12 protein-coding genes are annotated in these 18,605 nt (G+C 59.2%); 3 read left to right on the forward strand and 9 right to left on the reverse strand.

What is annotated here, in order from left to right; genetic code table 11:
- Position 1 precedes the first annotated feature (1 nt).
- From GC121_RS13090 to GC121_RS13100, 3 genes are read right to left on the reverse strand one after another with little or no spacing between them, the layout of a single operon-like run.
- A complete protein-coding gene (locus GC121_RS13090) occupies positions 2-3,220 on the reverse strand; it encodes a CHAT domain-containing protein (protein WP_199857865.1) in 3,219 nt (1,072 codons plus the stop codon).
- On the reverse strand, positions 3,217-10,242 hold the full coding sequence (locus GC121_RS13095) for a filamentous hemagglutinin N-terminal domain-containing protein (RefSeq protein ID WP_151975047.1): 7,026 nt from the start codon (positions 10,240-10,242) through the stop codon (positions 3,217-3,219). Before GC121_RS13095 ends, GC121_RS13090 begins: the two co-directional genes overlap by 4 nt.
- The gene (locus GC121_RS13100; RefSeq protein ID WP_199857866.1) at positions 10,242-11,837 is read right to left on the reverse strand and encodes a ShlB/FhaC/HecB family hemolysin secretion/activation protein; all 1,596 of its coding nucleotides are present in this window, start codon (positions 11,835-11,837) and stop codon (positions 10,242-10,244) included. The genes GC121_RS13095 and GC121_RS13100 overlap by 1 nt, the downstream gene beginning before the upstream one ends.
- Positions 11,838-12,401: 564 nt before the next feature.
- Between GC121_RS13100 and GC121_RS13105 the strand changes: the two genes are divergently transcribed.
- Positions 12,402-13,460, forward strand: a complete 1,059-nt coding sequence (locus tag GC121_RS13105; RefSeq protein WP_199857867.1) for a membrane dipeptidase — start codon at positions 12,402-12,404, stop codon at positions 13,458-13,460.
- Between the two features lie 237 nt (positions 13,461-13,697).
- Here the strand turns inward: GC121_RS13105 and GC121_RS13110 are convergent, their stop codons facing one another.
- The 3 genes from GC121_RS13110 to GC121_RS13120 are packed head-to-tail and all read right to left on the reverse strand — an operon-like array spanning position 13,698 to position 16,152.
- Positions 13,698-14,159, reverse strand: coding sequence for a hypothetical protein (locus tag GC121_RS13110; RefSeq protein ID WP_151975053.1), 462 nt, complete (start codon positions 14,157-14,159; stop codon positions 13,698-13,700).
- Positions 14,160-14,165: 6 nt separating this feature from the next.
- Positions 14,166-15,329, reverse strand: a complete 1,164-nt coding sequence (locus tag GC121_RS13115; protein WP_151975055.1) for a site-specific integrase — start codon at positions 15,327-15,329, stop codon at positions 14,166-14,168.
- On the reverse strand, positions 15,307-16,152 hold the full coding sequence (locus GC121_RS13120; protein ID WP_151975057.1) for a hypothetical protein: 846 nt from the start codon (positions 16,150-16,152) through the stop codon (positions 15,307-15,309). Before GC121_RS13120 ends, GC121_RS13115 begins: the two co-directional genes overlap by 23 nt.
- 135 nt (positions 16,153-16,287) lie before the next feature.
- On the opposite strand from GC121_RS13120, the gene GC121_RS13125 reads away from it, so the two are divergent.
- Positions 16,288-16,473 carry a helix-turn-helix domain-containing protein gene (locus GC121_RS13125; protein ID WP_151975059.1) on the forward strand — a complete coding sequence of 62 codons (186 nt, stop codon included), beginning with the start codon at positions 16,288-16,290 and terminating at the stop codon, positions 16,471-16,473.
- 3 nt (positions 16,474-16,476) lie between these two features.
- On the forward strand, positions 16,477-17,025 hold the full coding sequence (locus GC121_RS13130; protein ID WP_151975061.1) for a hypothetical protein: 549 nt from the start codon (positions 16,477-16,479) through the stop codon (positions 17,023-17,025).
- Between the two features lie 119 nt (positions 17,026-17,144).
- Here the strand turns inward: GC121_RS13130 and GC121_RS15375 are convergent, their stop codons facing one another.
- The 3 genes from GC121_RS15375 to GC121_RS13140 are packed head-to-tail and all read right to left on the reverse strand — an operon-like array spanning position 17,145 to position 18,605.
- Positions 17,145-17,294: a hypothetical protein gene (locus tag GC121_RS15375; RefSeq protein WP_199857868.1), complete on the reverse strand. Its 150-nt coding sequence runs from the start codon at positions 17,292-17,294 to the stop codon at positions 17,145-17,147.
- Positions 17,295-17,303: 9 nt separating this feature from the next.
- Positions 17,304-17,960 carry a hypothetical protein gene (locus GC121_RS13135; protein ID WP_151975063.1) on the reverse strand — a complete coding sequence of 219 codons (657 nt, stop codon included), beginning with the start codon at positions 17,958-17,960 and terminating at the stop codon, positions 17,304-17,306.
- A 51-nt stretch (positions 17,961-18,011) separates the two neighbouring features.
- A complete protein-coding gene (locus tag GC121_RS13140; RefSeq protein WP_234421254.1) occupies positions 18,012-18,605 on the reverse strand; it encodes a hypothetical protein in 594 nt (197 codons plus the stop codon).

Here is an 18,605-nt window from a genome sequence, read left to right on the forward strand (position 1 = left end):
CTCAAGACCCCTCATCCGCCCCGGCACGGGCATACATATTGTTCGCGCCATCACCGACGATAAAGAAATTCGCCCAGTGATACGGGTGGGAGCTGAGCAGATTGCGCAGCGCGGCCAGTTGTGCCGTTTGCAGAGACGTCGAAATGGTTTCGCTTTGCCCCGCGACGTAGAAATCCTGCATGATCTTCAGAGTATTGGCATTTTCGGGCACGCGCCAGAAAGTTGCCATGACCGCACGCGCGTCGGCCACCAGGAATGACCGGACAAGCCCGTCCAGCTCCGCCCCGCTGGTTTCGAACCCTGCTTGTCTGGCCGCAAGAGCTGCGGCTGCTGCGGACGTCTCGCAAGCGGACAGCACCACCAGATTAGCATCAAGATCAAGCCGGGTCACTTCGTCGAAGGACAGCAGCCCGTCACCGGCGACTTCTCCATTCACCGGAGCCGCCAGCGCGGTAATCAAGGCCGGTGGCACGTAAGCGAGGCATTCATCATCCTCGGACGCCCGCACGAGCTGCCCCGGCAGACCATGCGTAGCAAAATGCAGGATACTGTAGTTGCTGAGATCAACCGCGGGATTGTCCCCGAGCAGCGCCTCTTCGGTAAAGGCATCGCCAGTCAGCTGCGGCACATTGTCCCGCCCAAGCGCATTGGCGATCAGCCGCAGCTCATCCGCGCTCACCGGATCGGCTGCGTAGATGTAATTCGCCCAGGCCTGCAAGGTCACCCGGCATTCGAGCGGCATGGCGGCATTCCCTTGCGCCGCGCTCAATTGCGGCACCGGCGCGTTGGCGAAGCCGAAAATATCAAACTCCGCTTCGGAGGGCCTGCGCTCGATCCGGCTGCTCAAGAACGCGCGCGGCGAAAGCGCCACCGTTGTTTGCGCACTTTCGACCAAGAATTGCGCACGATCATACCGTCCGCGCTCTTCGGGGAAGCGTTCATACTCCAGGACGCTGGCTTCGTCGGTCACCAGCATGGCGATGGGGAATTGGCGGAAAATGCCCGCGGCATCGAAAATTACGCTGTCGGAATTGGCAACAAGTCCCGCTGCCGGCCCGGTGATCCTCGCAAAAACCTCATATGCCCCGCGAATATCGAAAGGGATTGTTCCCACATCGTCGCGCTCCGGACGGTAACGGCTCTGCGCGGAGGACAGCACAGCATCGGCAGCGCGCGTCACTTCATCCAGAGTTCCCTCGACACGGTGGAAACTCGCCTCCTCGCGGGAGACGACCATCGCGTACACCGCATCGTTCAGTTCGACGAGCTTGAAATAGACCTCGCCCGGTTCCAGCACACTCCGCAAGGTTTCCAGATCGATGGGCTCGTCATCAAGCTGGGCAATCCCGCCGGTTTCCGCGATCCGCGAATTGACGTCATCAAGCCGCGCGACAACATCGCGCAGCTCGCTTTCCAGCGTTGTCCGTTCACCGCCGCCTTGCTCCCCTGCCAAGGCACCGATGGCGAAAGTCAGCCCGTTACGCTCCTGTTGCAGGTCGCGCCGTTCGCGCAGCAATTGCCGGATCGTATCGTCCTGCGAAAGTTCCTGCTGCATCGTGGCATATTCGCGGGCGATGGCGGGCTCGCCAATGGCCTGCATCGCGCGGAAGAATTCGGCACTGCGCGCCTCGGTCGGCGTAGATTCGGACAAGAGATCGAAATACCGCTCCAGCGCCGCTTGCGAAACCGGGCCCACGCCATCAAGATTGGCAATCCCCGAAATGGCTGACCGGTAATCTTCCAGTGCATCATTACGCCGAGAGGGGTCACGCGAGGCAACCGATGCGCGTTCCAGCTGGGTTTCCAGCAACAGCGCGCTCGTCGCCGCAAGATCGGCACCGCGCTGGATGGGCCGCACAAGGCAGGCAGAACTATTGGCCGGAACAGCACCGCGCAAGGCCGCAATCGCACAGTCGAAACTGGCCACCGCCGCGGCAATATCGCCGCGCCGTACGTGGATACGGCCCTGCTGCCGCTCGATTGCCGAATGCAACCAGCCGATCCGCGCCGGTTCGATCCGGGCAATCGGCGCAGCAGCCACCGCCGCGGCATTGCGGATGGAAACTTCCGCCGCCGCTTCTCCTTCCGTGCGGTCGCGGCCGGGTTGCCCGGCATTGGCAAGTTGCGCGACGCTGAGCGTCCAGTAACGCTGCGCTTCCAGCAGGACCGATTGCAGCCCCGCTTCGTCACCCAGCGAAGACTGCAAATCACCCGCTCCGGCATCTTCCGCCGCTGCGCCGAAAGTCAGCGTTTCCTGGTTGAGGCGGCTCAGCACGACCGGATCGAGCAATTGCCCATCGGTCGTTGTGGCCACGTTGAGCACCTGGATCGCGCGGTCCCATTGCCGCTGGTTGATCAGATGGAGGCCGCGATAGACGCGCAATTGCTCCTGCTGCTCTGCATTCGCTTCGTTGCCCTGAGCATCAAGCAAGGCCTCGGCGGCGGCGAAGTGCAGATCGGCAGCCTCAAACTGGCTGACATTGGAATCCGCCAGCCCCGCCGCCATCCGCAGATCGATCAGCGTGGCTGCATCCGCATCGGCGAATTCGCGCAAGGCATCGTTGAGGATGCGCGAGGCATCGAGCAAGCGCCCGGTCTGCAAGGCGCGTACTCCGCTGGTGAAGACGGCATCTGCGGTGTTCACACCGCCTGCCTCATTGCCCTCGCCCTGCCCCGCCAATTCAATCTGGCGCAAGTTGGACAGATCAATCGAGCCTTGCGGCGTCGTGCCACCTTCGGGTGCAGTTTCGTTGTTCACCAGCACGCGCAAGGCCGCTTCGAGATTGGGCAAAGCCGCTTCGATCGCTGCACCCTGCCACAGCCGGCCATTCCGCTCGAAGCGCAGATCGTATGCCACGCGCTGCAACTGCGGATCGAAACACTTGCGAATGTCCACCTGCCCAAGACCTGCCAGCATCTGCGTTTCGACACTGGTGCTGCAGCCTGACGTATCGCGGGTCTGAGCGCCGCTAATATAGCCCTGCAATTGCGCCGCATCGATGCCGCGACAATTGATGCCGTATGGCTGGTCACCGGCAAAACGCACAAGCTCGTCAGAATCCGGCCAGCGCAACGAAGCGGTGCACACGTCGCCCTGGGTGTTTTCGCCCAGCGCGAACACTTCGGGCGTGTCGGGCCGCGCGGCGGCGGGCTGCGTCATCAGCACGGCCATGGCTGAAACTGCCGCGAACAGGGTCGATTTGGCGGGACGCATGATCATTGTCCTCCCTCCTGCGCTTGGCACGCTTCGTCTTCGGGATCGCATTGTTCGAGCATATCGATGCCTACTGGAATCTGCGCGATATCGAGGATCAGCCCTTCGTTGCCGCGCCCGACAAGCGGATTGAGGAAGGCGCTGGGATCGTCGGTGGAAATGAGCCGCTGCGTCTGCCGTTCGTCTATCGTGGTGATTTCGGGCGGCGGCAAATCGACGATCAGACAACCGCGATCAGGCGAGCCGATGACGCAGCCGTTCACGCGCGAGCGCGCCTGCGTCACCCGCAATTGGCGCGGGTTGAGCGTGCCGATATTGAGCACCGAATTGGGCAGCACGCCCGCCGTGCGTCCGATGAAACCGTTGATTTCGCCAAACAGCGCAAAGCTGTCCAGACCGTCATCCCCTTGGCTGAAGAGTTCCAGCGCCAGATCGTCAACCGAATTGGCCGCATCGGCATTGAGGATCACCCCGCCCCCTTGCGAGAAGGCGGTGTTCTGGAACAGCGCGAAGTCGGAATAGGCGACCCGCAACCTGTCTGCCTGCAGGAAGGTGCGCTGGCTATTGTCACCGATATAGAGCTGCGACGCGGCATCGGCGAGCAGTTCGCCCGCAGCATCGAGCGAAATGCTGTTGGTCAGCGTCACGAAGGCGGCATTGCCGAAGACGATCCTCACAGCGCGCAAATCGACCACGCCATTGGAAAATTCGACACTGGCATTTTCAGTCGTGGCGATGATCCGGGCAGTGAGCGAGGCCGGATCAACAAGCCCGTCCATCCCGATCTCGCCCTGGCCGATTTGCAGCGTTCCCGTGCCGCTGCCGCTGATCGCGCCGCCCAGCGTTATCTCGCCAGAGGTGATAATGCGCAGCGTATCCCGGCCGGTGTCGCTATCGATGGTGAAAGTGCCGAGTGCGATATCCTGGTCGCCTGCATCGATCACCACATTGTCCGCCGCAAGCAGGCCGAGTTCGGCTTCGGAGATTGCGAAACCGCCGCTGTCGCCGATGCTGGTGGTGTCCGATCCGCCGGCCAGATTGCGCAAGATGATGGTCGCGTCGGCTGCCGCCGCGCTGATCGCTCCCGAAAGCGCGAAATCCGTCGGTGCGGCGAGCACGATGTCACCATCGGGCGCGTCAGCAGGGCCGTCGGTAATGGCCAGTGCGGTCTGGGCCGTGTCGCCAGCCAGCGACAGATCGAGCACATAGGTCGCATCATCCGCGCCGCCTGCGCTGGTCGAGCCGCCGCCCAGATCGAGCGTCGTTCCCGCTGTCAGCCAGACATTGTCCCCCGCATCGAAATCGGCGATGGCAATGGTGCCTCCGGCCAGTGCGGCGATGTCTTCGACCGCAATCAGGCTATCGGCGCCGATATCGCCCGCGGCCAGCAGGATGATGCTGCGGCCCGAACGGATATCGCCCAGCACGGCATCGCCGCCGGTATTGATGGCGATACTGCCATCGCTCTCAAGATCATCGGCTTCGATTGTCTCCGGCGACACAATGCTCAACAAATTGCCCGCATTGCTGGTGCCGAGATCGACGAAGGTCGCGCTGGAGACGATGATGTCATCGTCAGCGGTCAGGCTGTTGGCCGTCAAACCATCGGTATTGTCGCCCGCGATATCGCCCGTTTTGATGAGCGTGATGTCGGTGTCGGAAGTCGCCGTGTCGACGAACAGGTTCCCACCATTGGCGGTCGCATCAATGCCCAAAGCCCCGGCATTGGCAGTTGTGACATCGACCCCGAAGCCGCTGACCGAAACGCCGTCGCCAGTTAGTGCTCCGCCGCTGGCGGTTCCGGTGGCAGAGGTGACGGAGACAATGCCAGCATTGGCGGTGCCCGTCGCCAGATTGGCGTCCCCTGTCGCTTCGACTGTGACCGATCCGTTCGCCGAGATCGCACTCGTAACATCTGCACTGGTGGAGGAATTGGCGGTGATCCCGGCGGGCGCTGAAAGGGAGCCTGCAATAAGGCTGTCATTCGGCCCCAGCTTGGTAAGCGCGATAGTCGTCCCGGCAATCCCTGTGCCTAGCTCCAGCACCCCGTCGCTGGCATCGATATCGACAAAGGTTCCGGCATCGGCGGTAGTCAGATCAACGCCCGCCCCCGCAACGGTTACCGAGGTTCCGGCGTCCAGCGTGCCAAGCTGCACATTGCCACCGGCGGTCGCGCTGATGTCTAGCGTCGCGTTAGCATCGCCGCGTCCGAAATCGGGCACCAATCCGGTGGCTCCGGGATCAGACAGTCCGCTGATATCGTCCACTGCGTCGAGCTGCACTTGCGCGCCCGATACCGAACCGATGCGGATATCATCACCCGCGACAACGTCCACGCCTCCGCTCATCAGGGTCGACACAATCGTCGCGTCCGCGCCAGCATCCGCGAGCAAATCGCCGCCGCCCGTTATGCTACCCGCATTGACATTCGCGCTGGCGGTAAGTGTCACGTCGCCCAACGCTCCCGGCGTCGTCAGCGTGTTGACGTTCACATCGCCGTCCGTTGCCATAACATCGATACTGCCGACATCGGCATTGCCGGTGGTGACGGTGGCGGAGGTTGCGCTGCTTACGTTGATATTGCCGCCGCTCGTGTCGAGATCGGTGAGCACAACGTCGCCTGCGCCTGTGCCATTGACGAGGATGTCGCCCGTCGCATCGCCCTCGTCGAGCGCGATCCCGCCCGCATCAGCCGCCAGATTGATCGTCGCGGCATTCAGCCGGCCGATATCAATTGCTCCGGCAGTTACACCGAACTGGCCGTCCGCCGACCCGCTGAACAGCTCCGTCAAACCACCGCTGTTAAGCGCGACATCGCCTGCGGTGGATTCAATAGACTGCGTAAAGCCGGGGATCGCCAGACTGGCGGGGTCATCATCGGCGGTGATGGTGCCATCGGCGGTGATCGTCACATTACCCTGCGCCCGCACCAGCGAAGCGTCGAAACTGCCTTCTGCGCCCGTAACGCCGTTGGCTGTCGAATTTGCGGTAAAGGTGCCACTGGCAGCCAATGCCGAGAAGATCGTTGTGTCGCCCACGCTGGTCAGAGACATATTGCCACTGGTGGAGACAAGCGCACCGTTTGCGGTCATGTTGCTTTCGCTGGCAAGGTTGAGATCACCGGTGGAAGTGATATCGCCGCTCGTCCGAAGCTCGCCTTCGGTGCCGTCCTTATCGAGCAACAGGGTGCCTGCCGACTGGGCTGTGCCGATCAAGAGGTTCCCGCCGGTCGCGCTGATTTCGATATTGCCCAATGCATTGCTCGTGCTTGCATTGAGGACCTGCACGGTTTCGGCGGTGACCGATACCGCGACTCCAGTTCCGGCTGCGGAAATGGTTCCAAGCTGGGCAGCGCCCCCGGCATTGACGCCAAGCTGAGTTGCAGCGGAAAGGTTCGCATGGCCATGGCTGGCGACCGGCGTCGCGCCGGTTTGCGAGAAGGCGGCTGCGCTCCCGCCCGTTGTGTCCAGATCGGCCGTTGTCGCAGAACCGCTATCGATATGCAGACGGTTGACCGCAGAAAGCGTCGCACTTGTCACATTGAGTTCGCGAATAGTCAGACTGTCAATTCCGCTTCCGACCACGCTGGCTGCGTCAAGCTGGCCTATCTCTCCCGTTCCTGTAACTGCCAAAGTCACCGTGCCGACAGCATCGATGATCGACCCGCCGTTTAGCGCCGTCCAGCCGATGGCGAGACCCGTTACCGAACCATCCAACGCATCGACGGTAAGATTGCCCGAAGTGGTTTCGAGATCTCCAATACGAATATCGCCAGTGGCTGCATCAATATCCGCTGACCCGGCAGAGAAATCACGGACGATCAGGCCGTCCTCGCGGTCTCCGGCGAGAGAAGGCCCGGAGAGGTCGGTGGAGGTGATGGTAACATCGCCTCCAGCGAACAAGCCGTTGTTCAAGATCACTTCATCCCCGGCCGTGATACTCACATTACCAGCCACCGGATTGAGCGGGTCAATGCTACTTGTGGAAACCTGCGCAAGGTCTGCGTTTCCACCCGCAGAGATCGAGATATCTCCGCCGTTTGTGAGGATCGACGTGTCCGAGGTGACATTTCCGCTGCCGCCGGTTGCTATCGCGATGCCAAGATTGGCGCCAGTGACTTCGGCTTCATCAACCTGAATGTTGCCGCTATTGCTCCGAAGGGAAAGCGCCAGCGCGGTGGTAATCTCTCCGATTGTGATGTTGCCCTGCGTGAAGGGATTGATGCCGTCGGTCAGATCGAGGCTGAGGCCCGTAATGCTGTCCGCCTCGAAATTGCCCCCCAGCACCACGGTGATCGCCGAAGGATCAAGCGGGGAGCCGCCAAGTAGGGTGATATTACCGTTAGCATTGGGCCGGATGTCCCCGGTGGCGGTAAGCGTAATCCCTTCCGCGCCCATCCCGTCACTATTCGACTGCAATGTCAGGTTGCCGCGGAAGATAATCGCACCGCCGGTAGCTTCGATATCGACGAAGCCGGTCGCCTGCTGCGAGCGCGTCTGCGAATTCTGGCCCAGAGTGACCGAGACGCCCTGCACAATCAGGTTGCCATCGATGTCGAAATTGTTGGGCAGGACAATATCGCCGCCGATAAACACCTGATCGCCGACGACATTGTTGAGATCGCCAATATTTTGTTGTTGCGCCGCGATTGCCAATCGCTGCCCAGTCAAATTGATGCAAGATGCGATCAGCGGAACGCAGCTGCGCTGGCCCATGGTCTGCTCGGTCGAAACGAGTGCGCCGCCCAGAAATGTCCCCTCGGCGACGAAATCGACCGACGACGCAGTGCCCGGCGCCGGGACGGCAAAATCGTCATCCGCCAGCACGAATGTCGCATGGTCGCTGTCTGCGGTGCCGGGGGAGAGGAAAGTGACCGAGTCAAAAGTAACCGTGCCGTTGCCCGTCACCGGAGCCATCAGCACAATGTCATCGCCCGCGAACACGTCACCCACGGTCACATCGCCGCCAACCGAACGCACCGCCACATCGTTGCCTGCCGACAGCGTCTGCGGCGCATTGCCCGCACCGATATCGCCGCCTGCATACAGGCCGATGCTGCCAGCTCCCGGTTCGCCCATACCAAGCGTCGTCAGCGCGCCGTCAAGATCGATGGTGCCGGTGGCGGTCACTTCGATATTCGCGCCATCCGTGCGCAAAGTGCCGGCGTCAACATCGCCATCCCGGGCAACGATATCGAGAGCATTGGTGGTGCTGACATCGCCCAGCGTTATGTTGTCCGCCGTGAGCGGGACTCCCACGGAGCTGCCGAGCGTCGTCGCATTGACGTTGCCCAGCTCTAGATCGTCATCCGCGCCGACGCTGAAAAAGGCCGCCCCTGTTGGCGCGGCATTGCCGGGATTGACGTCTCCGCCGGTGATGCTGCCATTTGTCGACGCGACCACAATGTCGCTATCCGATGCCAAACTTGAGAAGGAAATGGCATTCGTTGCCAAAGCATCAATCAACGAGCCGCCTACGACCGAGCCCACCGCGATAGAATTCGCTGTAAGCACCACAGTCCCCTGGGTGCTGATATTGCCGCCGCCGATAATATTGGCCGCATTTGCGTTCACGTCCACAGTGCCGAACTGGGACGTCATGCTAGCAACCGAGACATCTCCGGTCGAAGAGATGCGGATGCCGTTCGTGATATCGAGGTCTCCTGCCGTCAATCCATTGACCGTCAGGAAGAGCGGGGTGGCGGAGGTTTCGATGCCTGTCGCGGTGACATCACCGAGGGCGATCTCGCCAGGTGCCGTTAACGAAACCGTCGCCGCTCGCGTCGAATTGTTACCGATAGAAGTTGTTGTGGCGTTGAAATCGATATCATCGCCTGCTTGCAGCGCCACATCGCCAGGTGTGACGATACTTGTGTTCTGTACGCCCACATCACTTGTCGCCGTAATGGCCACAAGGCCATCGGCAGCAAGCGCTGCTCCGTTGATGAAGACGTTGTAATCGGAGACAATCGAGATTCCACCCTGCTCGCTCACCAAGGTGCGGGTTTCCCCTGCATTGGCGGCGGTGCCGTTGCCAGGCCCGGTAATAACGATATTTGCTCGGGTTCCCGCGTCATTGGTAATGGTCGCAGTATCGGTGCCAGACGTTGCCGCAGTCGCGGTTGCGAGCACGACGCGACCATTGACCGCTGTTGCGGTCAGTGTCGCATTGCTGTTGATGTTGAGAATGGCCCTGGTCAGATTTCCGGTTCCGCCCGCCGCCGCAACAACCGAATTGCCGGTCACATCGCCTGCAATGGTGATGCCCGAATTGTTCTGGTTCAGCCGAACGCCTTCCAGAATGGTGAAGGATAGCGGACTGTTGATATCGCCAAACGTCACTTCCCTCGCGCCGACCAACACCACATCGCCATTGTCCGCCGTGATCGCACCATTGAGCGTAATCCGCTCCGACAGCAGAACGACATTCCCGGTGGTCGAATTCAGGCTCGCCCCGCCTTGGATATTGATCCGGCGGAAGGAATTGCCATTGCGGTCAAAGGTTACGCCCGGCGTTGCCGTGCCGAGTTCCAACAACAGCTGGGCATCATTGCCGGTGAACGGGAGTGTGCTCAAAAGCAGGCTTGCGCCACTGAACACGCCGCTGGAACCGAACGTGATCCCGTCCTGATTGACCAGCCACAGATGGATATTGTCCTGCGCAGTCAGCGTGCCGTAGATTTCCGAAAGATTGGCACCATTGCCATTCGATAGAACACGGTTGACCGCCGTATACTGCGTAACAAGATCGGTTGCGGTGACGAAATTGACGGTCGCGTCCTCGCCGATGCTAAAGCTGTTCCAGCGGATAACATCGTCCGAATCCTGCAATGTCACCGTCATCGTGTTGGTCATGGCGTTGGTGTTCACCGTTGCACCATTCGCCGCCCCATCGAAGTCGGGAAGCTGGTCAACCGCCGGCTGCGCGAGTGCTGGCGCGCCCCAAACGCACAGAGCTGTGCCGATCAACAAGCCGGGCCGCAGCCGCCGGGTCAGAAACCGCATTGCGCTCGATGTGTCTTGGGCCATCAGTTGATCCCCCACGGATAGAAACGGGTAGAAAGAGTGAGCAGGAAACGCGCCGGTGGCGGCTCATCATCGGTGCTGAGCGCTGGATCCTGCGGTGCGGCATAATAGGCTTCGAGCGACAGGCGGCCGGGCAGCAGAACGCGCACGCCCCCGCCGAGCGACGTCAACTCGCGCCCCGTCTCAACCGATCCGGCATCGAGATTGTCGATCCGTACCCAGTCATAAAAGCCGAGCAGCTCGATCCGCGCATTTTGCCCCACCGGAATGCCGATCGAAGGCTGGATGCGGCCCGCCAGCACGCGGTCGCCCGAATTGGCCCCCGGATCATAGCCACGGCCATAGGTGAAATTGCCGAGCGTCCATTCCTCCAGATTGAGAAGCGGTTCGTTGGTCCATTGCCCGAAGGCACCGAACTCAAGCGCCAGCGGCCCGGCCACCTGCACTTCGCCTTGCACTTCTGCCCGCGCGACAAAAGCGGCGGGATCACCGTCAAAACGGCTGGGCGAAAAGCGGCCATTGGGTTGCCCCCGCACGCTCGATCCAAGGAACTCAAAGCCCTTGCGCAGCTCGATATAGCCGGAAATCCGGTGGCCGCCGCCGCTCAGCAGCGGCTGGTAATAGTCCGCCTGCGCCCGCGCATAGAACACGCGCAGATCGTCCTTGGAGAATGGCACGTCCTGTCCGCCGGATTCGATCAGTGTGCGCTGCTGGAGAAATTCGAAGCCACCCGACGCCAGCACGTTGAAATTGACCGAGCGCACCAGCTGCTGCTGCACTTCGACACCGGCAATGATCGAGCGTGAACGCAGCGTCAGATTCTCGATATCGGGCACCGACCAGGCCATCGAACCACGCAACTCTGCGCGCAGCCCGTTGTCGTTAAGCGCGAAATCGTGACTTGCCTGGAACACCCGGATTTCGTCAAATTCCAGCGAGTTGGAATAGGTGAGCACCGTGCGGTCGGACATTCCCGTCAGCCCGTAGGCTTCGCCGCGAACGGTGGCGACCCAGCGCCCGAGCTGTTCCGAACCATAGTTCTGGATATTGGCAATCGCCTGGAAACGCCGGGTCTGCACGTTGAGAATGCCAATGACATTGCCCGGCACTCCGTCGCGCGCCGGACTGATCGACATGGTGATATCGACCCCCGGAATATCGCCTGCAGCAAGCAGCGCCCGTTCGATCTCGCGGCGGTTCAGCGTCGGCAGCGCCTGCAAGGCAAGCGCCCGCTCGCGAATGGTGTCCTCGAACCCGCCAACATCGCCCACTACCCGCATTTCGGTGAAGCGCGCCGAGACAATCCGCAAGGTCAGCACGCCGTCGGCAATCTCTTGCGCGGGGATTTGCGCGAGCGCGATATAGCCTGCCGCTTCCAGACGCTGGTTCACCGCATCGCGGATATCGCAAACAACCGAAACGGGCCTCTCGCCCTGCGGCGGTGTGCTGAGCGGCTCCAACAATTGCAGTATGTCGGCGGGTGGAGACGAACCACGCTCGTTGCCCTCGAACACCACCGCCGTGAGCGTGACCGGCACGGTGGAATCGTCGAGCGCGCAGGGCAGATCTTCAAGCCCGCCCTCAGTTCGTACGCGCATATCGCCGCGATCCAGCTGGTCTGGCCGGGGGTCAACTTGTTCGCGTCCGGGAAGCGCGGGGCCCGGATCAGGCACCGATTGCGCAGCCGCATGGCTTGCCGGAAAGACGACACAAGCAAATAGTGCCGCGAAGCGTAAATTACGCCGCATACACTCCCCCCAAATGATTTGCGACAATCCCGACTCCAAAGCCGATCTTGTCAGTGGGAGAGGCTATGGGCGCAGTTGTTAGGAGTCAAGAAACCATAATTTCAAAGGGATTTTGGCAACGAAATGACAAGAGCTACCACTGCTCCGCCAAAATCCGCACGAAAGCACGGATTGCAGGGTCCCGACTTGCGGTGCCGATCAACCATCAAATTCGGTGAAATGGTAGCGGAGGAGGGACTCGAACCCCCGACACCCGGATTGTGATCGCCACAAGCGGACTGCCGGCTTGTGAACCAGTTGTAGACAATCCGCTTCATTTATCCAATTGCTAGCCCAAGTCGAGATAGGGAGGCAGGGATGTGGTCACGAAGGTCAATTTTGAGTGGGTCAGCAATAGCGATAGGCATCTCTGCCATGCCGACAGGCGCAAATGCGTTCCTTCAGGACGATTTCGCAGACGCCATCATAATCGACGGCTTGGACGATGTTTTCAATCCTTATGCACCGGAAGGACAGACACGATTAACGGATCGCGCTTGGCAAGAAGCGGTCGCCACCGGGATCACGGCTCTACGTATCACCATGAGGCCTGTCGGTAACGGCGATGGCACATGGGAAAGTTTCGAAAGAAGCGCCGAGTTCCAGACCGGCAGGATAATGGCCAACCCTGATCGATTCATGAAAGTCGATAAGGCGGATGACATTCGTGCGGCCAAACGCGAAGGCAAGATCGCCCTCATCTGGGGCACACAGGACACGATCATGATCGGCGCCGATCTGGACCGGGTGCAAAGAATGCGCGAAATGGGCGTGCGGCAGGTGCAGCTCACATACAACCTGCGCAATCTCGCCGGGGATGGCGCGCTTGAAGAAGCTGATGGCGGCATATCACGGCTTGGCTATGATATAGTCGATGCTGTCGAAGCCAACCGGATGCTGATCGATTTTTCACACGGCGGCCAGAACACCATGCGTCAGGGCGCCTTGCACGCGAAACTTCCCACGATCAGTCACACAGGTGCGATGGCGATCCATCCCCATCCGCGCCACGTAGACGATGAGACGATACGTGCGGTTGCCGACAAAGGTGGAACTGTCGGGGTCTATATGCTCCCTTATCTGGGCCCTGATCCAGTGCCCAGCGGAGAACTGCTGCTACGCCATATCGAGCATATCGCCAATGTGGGGGGTGAGGATTGCGTCACTCTGGGAACAGACAATGATCTGCTTCCGCTCAACATGAACGAAGAGCAGCGTGAGGCCCTTCGTCAATATCTACGCGAACGGATCGCAAGCGGGGTCGCTGCACCAGGTGAAACCGAGGACTTCATGCCCATGGTCCCGGATTACAATCATCTTGATGTTTACCGACAAATTGCCCGCGATTTGATGGCGAGGGGATGGGCCCGCGCACAGGCAGAGAAATTACTCGGAGCGAATCTTTTGCGTGTTTATCGCGAGGGATTCGGCTGAAGACAGCCTCGCGATGTTCGCGTCGCTGCCACACCAGCGGCTGCTCTCCACACCAAAGCCAGATATTGGCGCATCATGGCGGGCCAACCAAAAGTGGACCTTCCTCAGGTGAAGATATATGAGATCCTGGTAGCGGAGGAGGGACTCGAACCCCCGACACGCGGATTATGATTCCGCCTATAGTCGGCGGATTTAGGCGGCTTGGGAAGGATCGTGTTGCAATCTTGTTGCAGAGGGTCATCGCAAAGCGGCGCGGCCTAGCTCACTAATCTCATCTTGTGCACGCTTCAAAAGCACGCTCACACCGTCATATGTTAGAAACGCATCCTCATCCCGAAAATTCTCAATCTCATCGCGCAGTCTCGCAAGCGTCTGGTAAGTGGAGTCCGAAAGCACCAATCGTGACATGGCAATGCATTGGTCTAAATCACGTTTGGCGTCGCGATACCGACTTTGCAAAGCTAAAGCTTCCTGCGGATCGCGTTCAAAATCCCTGTAGGCCTCAATTACCCATTGATCGTTCACAAACTGCATTTCGCGCAACGCAGCCAAAATGCGGCTGTAAATTTGCAGTTTTTGCTCCCACTTTTTTTCCTGCTTAAACTTCGACACGGCCCAGCGCACGGCAAGCCAAGCAATAAGCGCAGTCCCACCTAACTGCGAAAGGAGCTTCCCACCTTCAAATGCGAGCTGATCCATTCGAACTTACCCAAACAAATCCCGGCTGGCCAACATCGCCAGCTCGGCATCCCTCTCTTGGTCTGCCAGCAAATGCCCATAGGTATCAAGCGTTAGCTGGATGCTTTCGTGCCCGATCCAAACCTGCAAGCGCTTCAGATCGATCTTGTTGGCAATCCAGCCGCTAGCGGCAGCGTGGCGCAAGGCGTGAAACCGATATTTACCGGTAACAATCGGATTGCCCTCATCATCCAATAGCGGCCTTCCGTTAGCGTCCAGTTTGGGCACAGCCAGCCCCGCTCTGACCTGCAAGGGGAAATACATTCGGCGCAGCACATTGTTGTGCCGCAATGCTGTTCCCGCGCTGCTAGGAAAGACCAGCCCGATAGTGGTGGGCTTGCATCGCAGTTTCCACCTAGTCAGCTCGACAACAAGTTGAGGCGGCAAGGGAATAGTGCGCCTCCCTGCCTCGCTCTTGGGCGAACCCAGAACGCCCCATTGATCGGCGCGCTGGCGGACAGTCAGCGTTCCCGCATTTAGGTCAATATCGCGCCAGCATAACCCGCGAAGCTCCGATGATCGCAGCCCCGTGGTGATGGCAGTTAAGATGAAAGGCCGCTCATCATCGGTTGCCGCCTCAATCATCTTTTTCAGATCGGCCCTCGCTGGCGGCTCGACCCGTTCGGCATCGCGCTTGGCCCTGCCCACCTTTACGTCCGATGCGACATTCTGGCTAATCGCGCCGATCTCCATGGCATTGCTCAGGATGGCCGAAAGTGCGCGAATGATCTTGCTGGCCATCGATCGGGATTTGACAGTCAGCAATTCCTGCCGCCACTCGATCACTTGCGCCTTGGTCAGCTGGGAGAGCTTAAGCGCGCCTAATTTAGGCACGATATGCAAATTCGACAGCTCGCGGTAACGCTTGATTGTGCTGCGCTCTAAGCCGTTGGCATCGCCAGCGGCGATCCAAAGATCAGCTGCCACCGCTACGGTGATGCTATCGCGGTCATGGGTATGCCGACCCTGCCTGATCTCGTTTCGCGCGCGATCGGCATAATATTCAGCCTCTTTTTTAGTAGGAAACTGACGGGCGCGCCGCTTCCCATGCTGATCCTTGTAATCAACCAGCCAAGCGGTCTTTTTCTGGCCCTTGGGTGAAACCCATTCACGTTTGCGGATTGCTGTCATATGCCCCTCCTCCCCATCGCTCGCGAAATTCGTCGCAGTATCTCACCGCCCGATTGAGCGGGATGCTAGCATGATCGGCCAGCGACGCTGGGTCTGTGACCATTTCTCGCTCTAGGAGGTTGAAAACGTAATCCTCCTCGGCTTCATCGCCGCCGCCCCATTCTTCCCTAGTCTTGAATGCGCTTTCCTCCAGCAGCCGGAAAAAATCCCGGCGATAAGCTAGATCATCATTACTGCCTTCGTCGAATGGGCTTGTTGCGACATTCCCCGCCATGGCGGTCAGGTTGATTAGAGATAGGCGCGCGGATTGACCACTAGTCCAAGCCGCGATCCCTTCCCGAACAATTCCCATACCACCGTAGAAAAACGAATTTGCCGCCTCATCTAGATCGGGCAAGACCTTGGCTGGCAGATGCAAAGTCAGTGGATTTAGAGCTGTGGGATCGAAATAGAGGAACATGGAAAGGGCGCGTTCGGCAAGCCCGCGCTCCGAACTGAATGCGTCTGGCATTTGGCGAAGCTCGCGACCGACAATTTCTGTTGCCATGAGGATCGGCCAGCGGTTGCGGGCCAGAACCCAGCTAGCCCGCTCTGGCGGCAGCCCCAGCTGAGTCATTTCGACAGCCAGCGCCATCTCGATGATTTGCAGCGGCGTATACGTGGCAGCCTTGCCCTTCACCGCGTGAAAACCAACGGGATAACCCAGCCGATGAAAATTTTTCAGCCGGGACTGGAATGCGGTTCGCTTGCTCTGATCAATGCCGTGAACGCTCGCTAGAACGCTTTCCAGCTCTCCGAACGTCCAAGCGATCTCAAAACCCACTTTTCAACACCCTTCCTGTGAAAGGTTTCATAGGTCACTTGCCGAACGCCCCGGCAGCCTATACAACCAACCTGTGAAACCTTGCATAGCATCGTTTCAAATCGAAGGTCTAGGGAAAAGACGGAAAGGATAGAAATGCTTTCGACCGATCTTATCAAGGGTGCCAAGGCTGTTGAGGCCGAAACGGGTGGCGTGCTGACTGCAAGGCAGGTTTACCACATGGTTGAACAAGGCCACCTGCCCGTTATCCGCAAAGGACGCGCGATGTATTTCCGGCGTTCTGAGCTTGAAGCGGCATTTCGCTCCAACAGCATTGGCTAAATCGTGCCCAGCCGCCGCAAGCGCGGGCGCAACAAGGTTAATCCCACCGGGCGCAATGAAAACACTACCAAGCGGTTTGCCGGGATACCGCACGAAATCCTGAAATCAGCCGCCTATCGCGCGCTTGATCCCGTGGCGCGCGCGTTGCTCATTGAGCTGATCATGATGGAAAACGGGCGCAACAATGGTTCGCTTTGGCTTGGCGTAAAGGACGCGATCGATCGGCTGGGGATGGCTGATGCCCGTCCTCTCATAAAGGCGTTCGATTTGCTGCAAGCGACCGGGCTAATCGTTATGACAAAGGATGCCCATTTCTCGGTCAAGGCAGCCGAAACGTCGCGCGCGCGTTGCTGGGGACTGACTTGGCTCTCAATCGATGGCAAGCCGCCCAAAAACAGCTGGCAAGACTACCTACCCGCGCCCAAGAGCCGGGAAAGCAAGCGGGCGGAGAAAGGTCTCCGCGCAATGTCTCGCTACTGCAAGCAACTCGCGGCAAACAAAATCCCGATAGTGGATTTCACAGCGACACCCCCGCTCCCAATCGAAAAATAGCTCGAACCGGCTGTGAATTTCACACCCGCTAGCGGCGAAAAACGGCAGTAATCCGCCAATTTCCATTGGTGGGAATTTCACAGCACATACAGCTGTTACCATGGGGTCTGGGGGAAATGTTAGCCGTTAAGCGGCAGCGAAAGGAAAAGAAACGCTATCCAAAGGCCCAGAAAGAAAACGCCAGCCAAAATGTCGCGCAAACGATTGCGCCAATAGCCGATCCCTCTGCTCGGATCGGGAGGCGATTTGCTCTCTGGTTTTTCAAACACGGTGAAAACCTAAGTGCGGCTGGAAGCATCTGCAATGCCTTCGCCTAAACCGCCCAACCTGGCCTCCATTCCAGCAAAGACCTGCGCGCAATGATGATCGAGCTGCCAATAGCGTTCCTCCAGCTTGCCAAAACTGCTGTGATGCATCCCCTTGGGGCGGCGAATGGGCATCGCCCAGCCCTCCGCGCAACCCAGCCTCCGCTGTAGCCTGAAAAGCGCCTCAAATGGCTTCTCATGGTCAGGGACTCGCTGCGAACGGTATCCGATACGCCAGACCTTTCGGCTGGCAAAAAGCTCACCACCCGGCGGCAAATAGAGCTGGCCAACCCGCGCGCCGCTGACCGGACAATGCATCCACCACCGCTTTCCACCAAATTTGGGCACCGTGTAACTTAGCCGGATATTTTGGATTTGCTGCTTTCGATCGCCGGTAAGGTGATTGACCACCGAATAGCGCAGCTCCAGCCGCGAATTTTCCGGATCACGCATATCGCAAGAATAGGAGATATCGCCTGATGGCTGCCCTCCAGATGACCAACGCAAGGTGCCATTGCGCCAAGCGCCCGGAGCAACAAAGCCTTTGCGGAGCATAAATCCGAAATCAATCCGCAAACAATGCTCGGCGATTGGTCTGCCGCCTTGTCGCCCTGATCCATAACCGCCCATTTTGCTGCTCTTTTCCTGTTTTATCAGCAGAATGCCACTTGCAAAAAGGCTCTAGGCTACCTCCAAGACTCTAAGCCGCTCTTCCATTCGACCCGCAAAATGATCCGGCTTCATCTCACAATTTGAGATTACGAGGTTGGCTTCCTTGACGATCCGAGCGTGAACCACCTCCTCTAAAGATAATTGCCTGCGATTATGCAGCCATGTCGCAACTTCGCACCAATCCCAGAGGGGGCTCTCGGAGGTTACGCGCGCAGCAGGAGGAGGAAAATTCTCCCCTCGATCGCCATTGTGGTAATTGGTGATAGCGCCACGGCTAAGTCCCGCGCGCTTCGCGATATCCGATAAGCTAACTAAGTGGTCAGGTTCAAATCGCTCAATTTTCCCACCAGTCGCCACGACGTTCTCAACAGCGGAAATCACCGCCGATGAAAAGCTGGGGGCTTCTCTGTCGAAGCTGACAATAAGAACGCCTTTCTGGAAAGCCAAAGTTGCATCATCGCAACCTGCCTCAAAAAAGATATTCGCAATATCATCACGATCCGGGTGGAAGCCGGAAACTATGATGGTGAATTCATGCACCTTCACTTCGCTTCTCCTCCTTTTTCGCACACTCGCATCGCTCGATGTCGCGTCGATAGCCAC

This window comes from Erythrobacter sp. EC-HK427, assembly GCF_902498745.1.
GTDB lineage: Bacteria > Pseudomonadota > Alphaproteobacteria > Sphingomonadales > Sphingomonadaceae > Alteraurantiacibacter.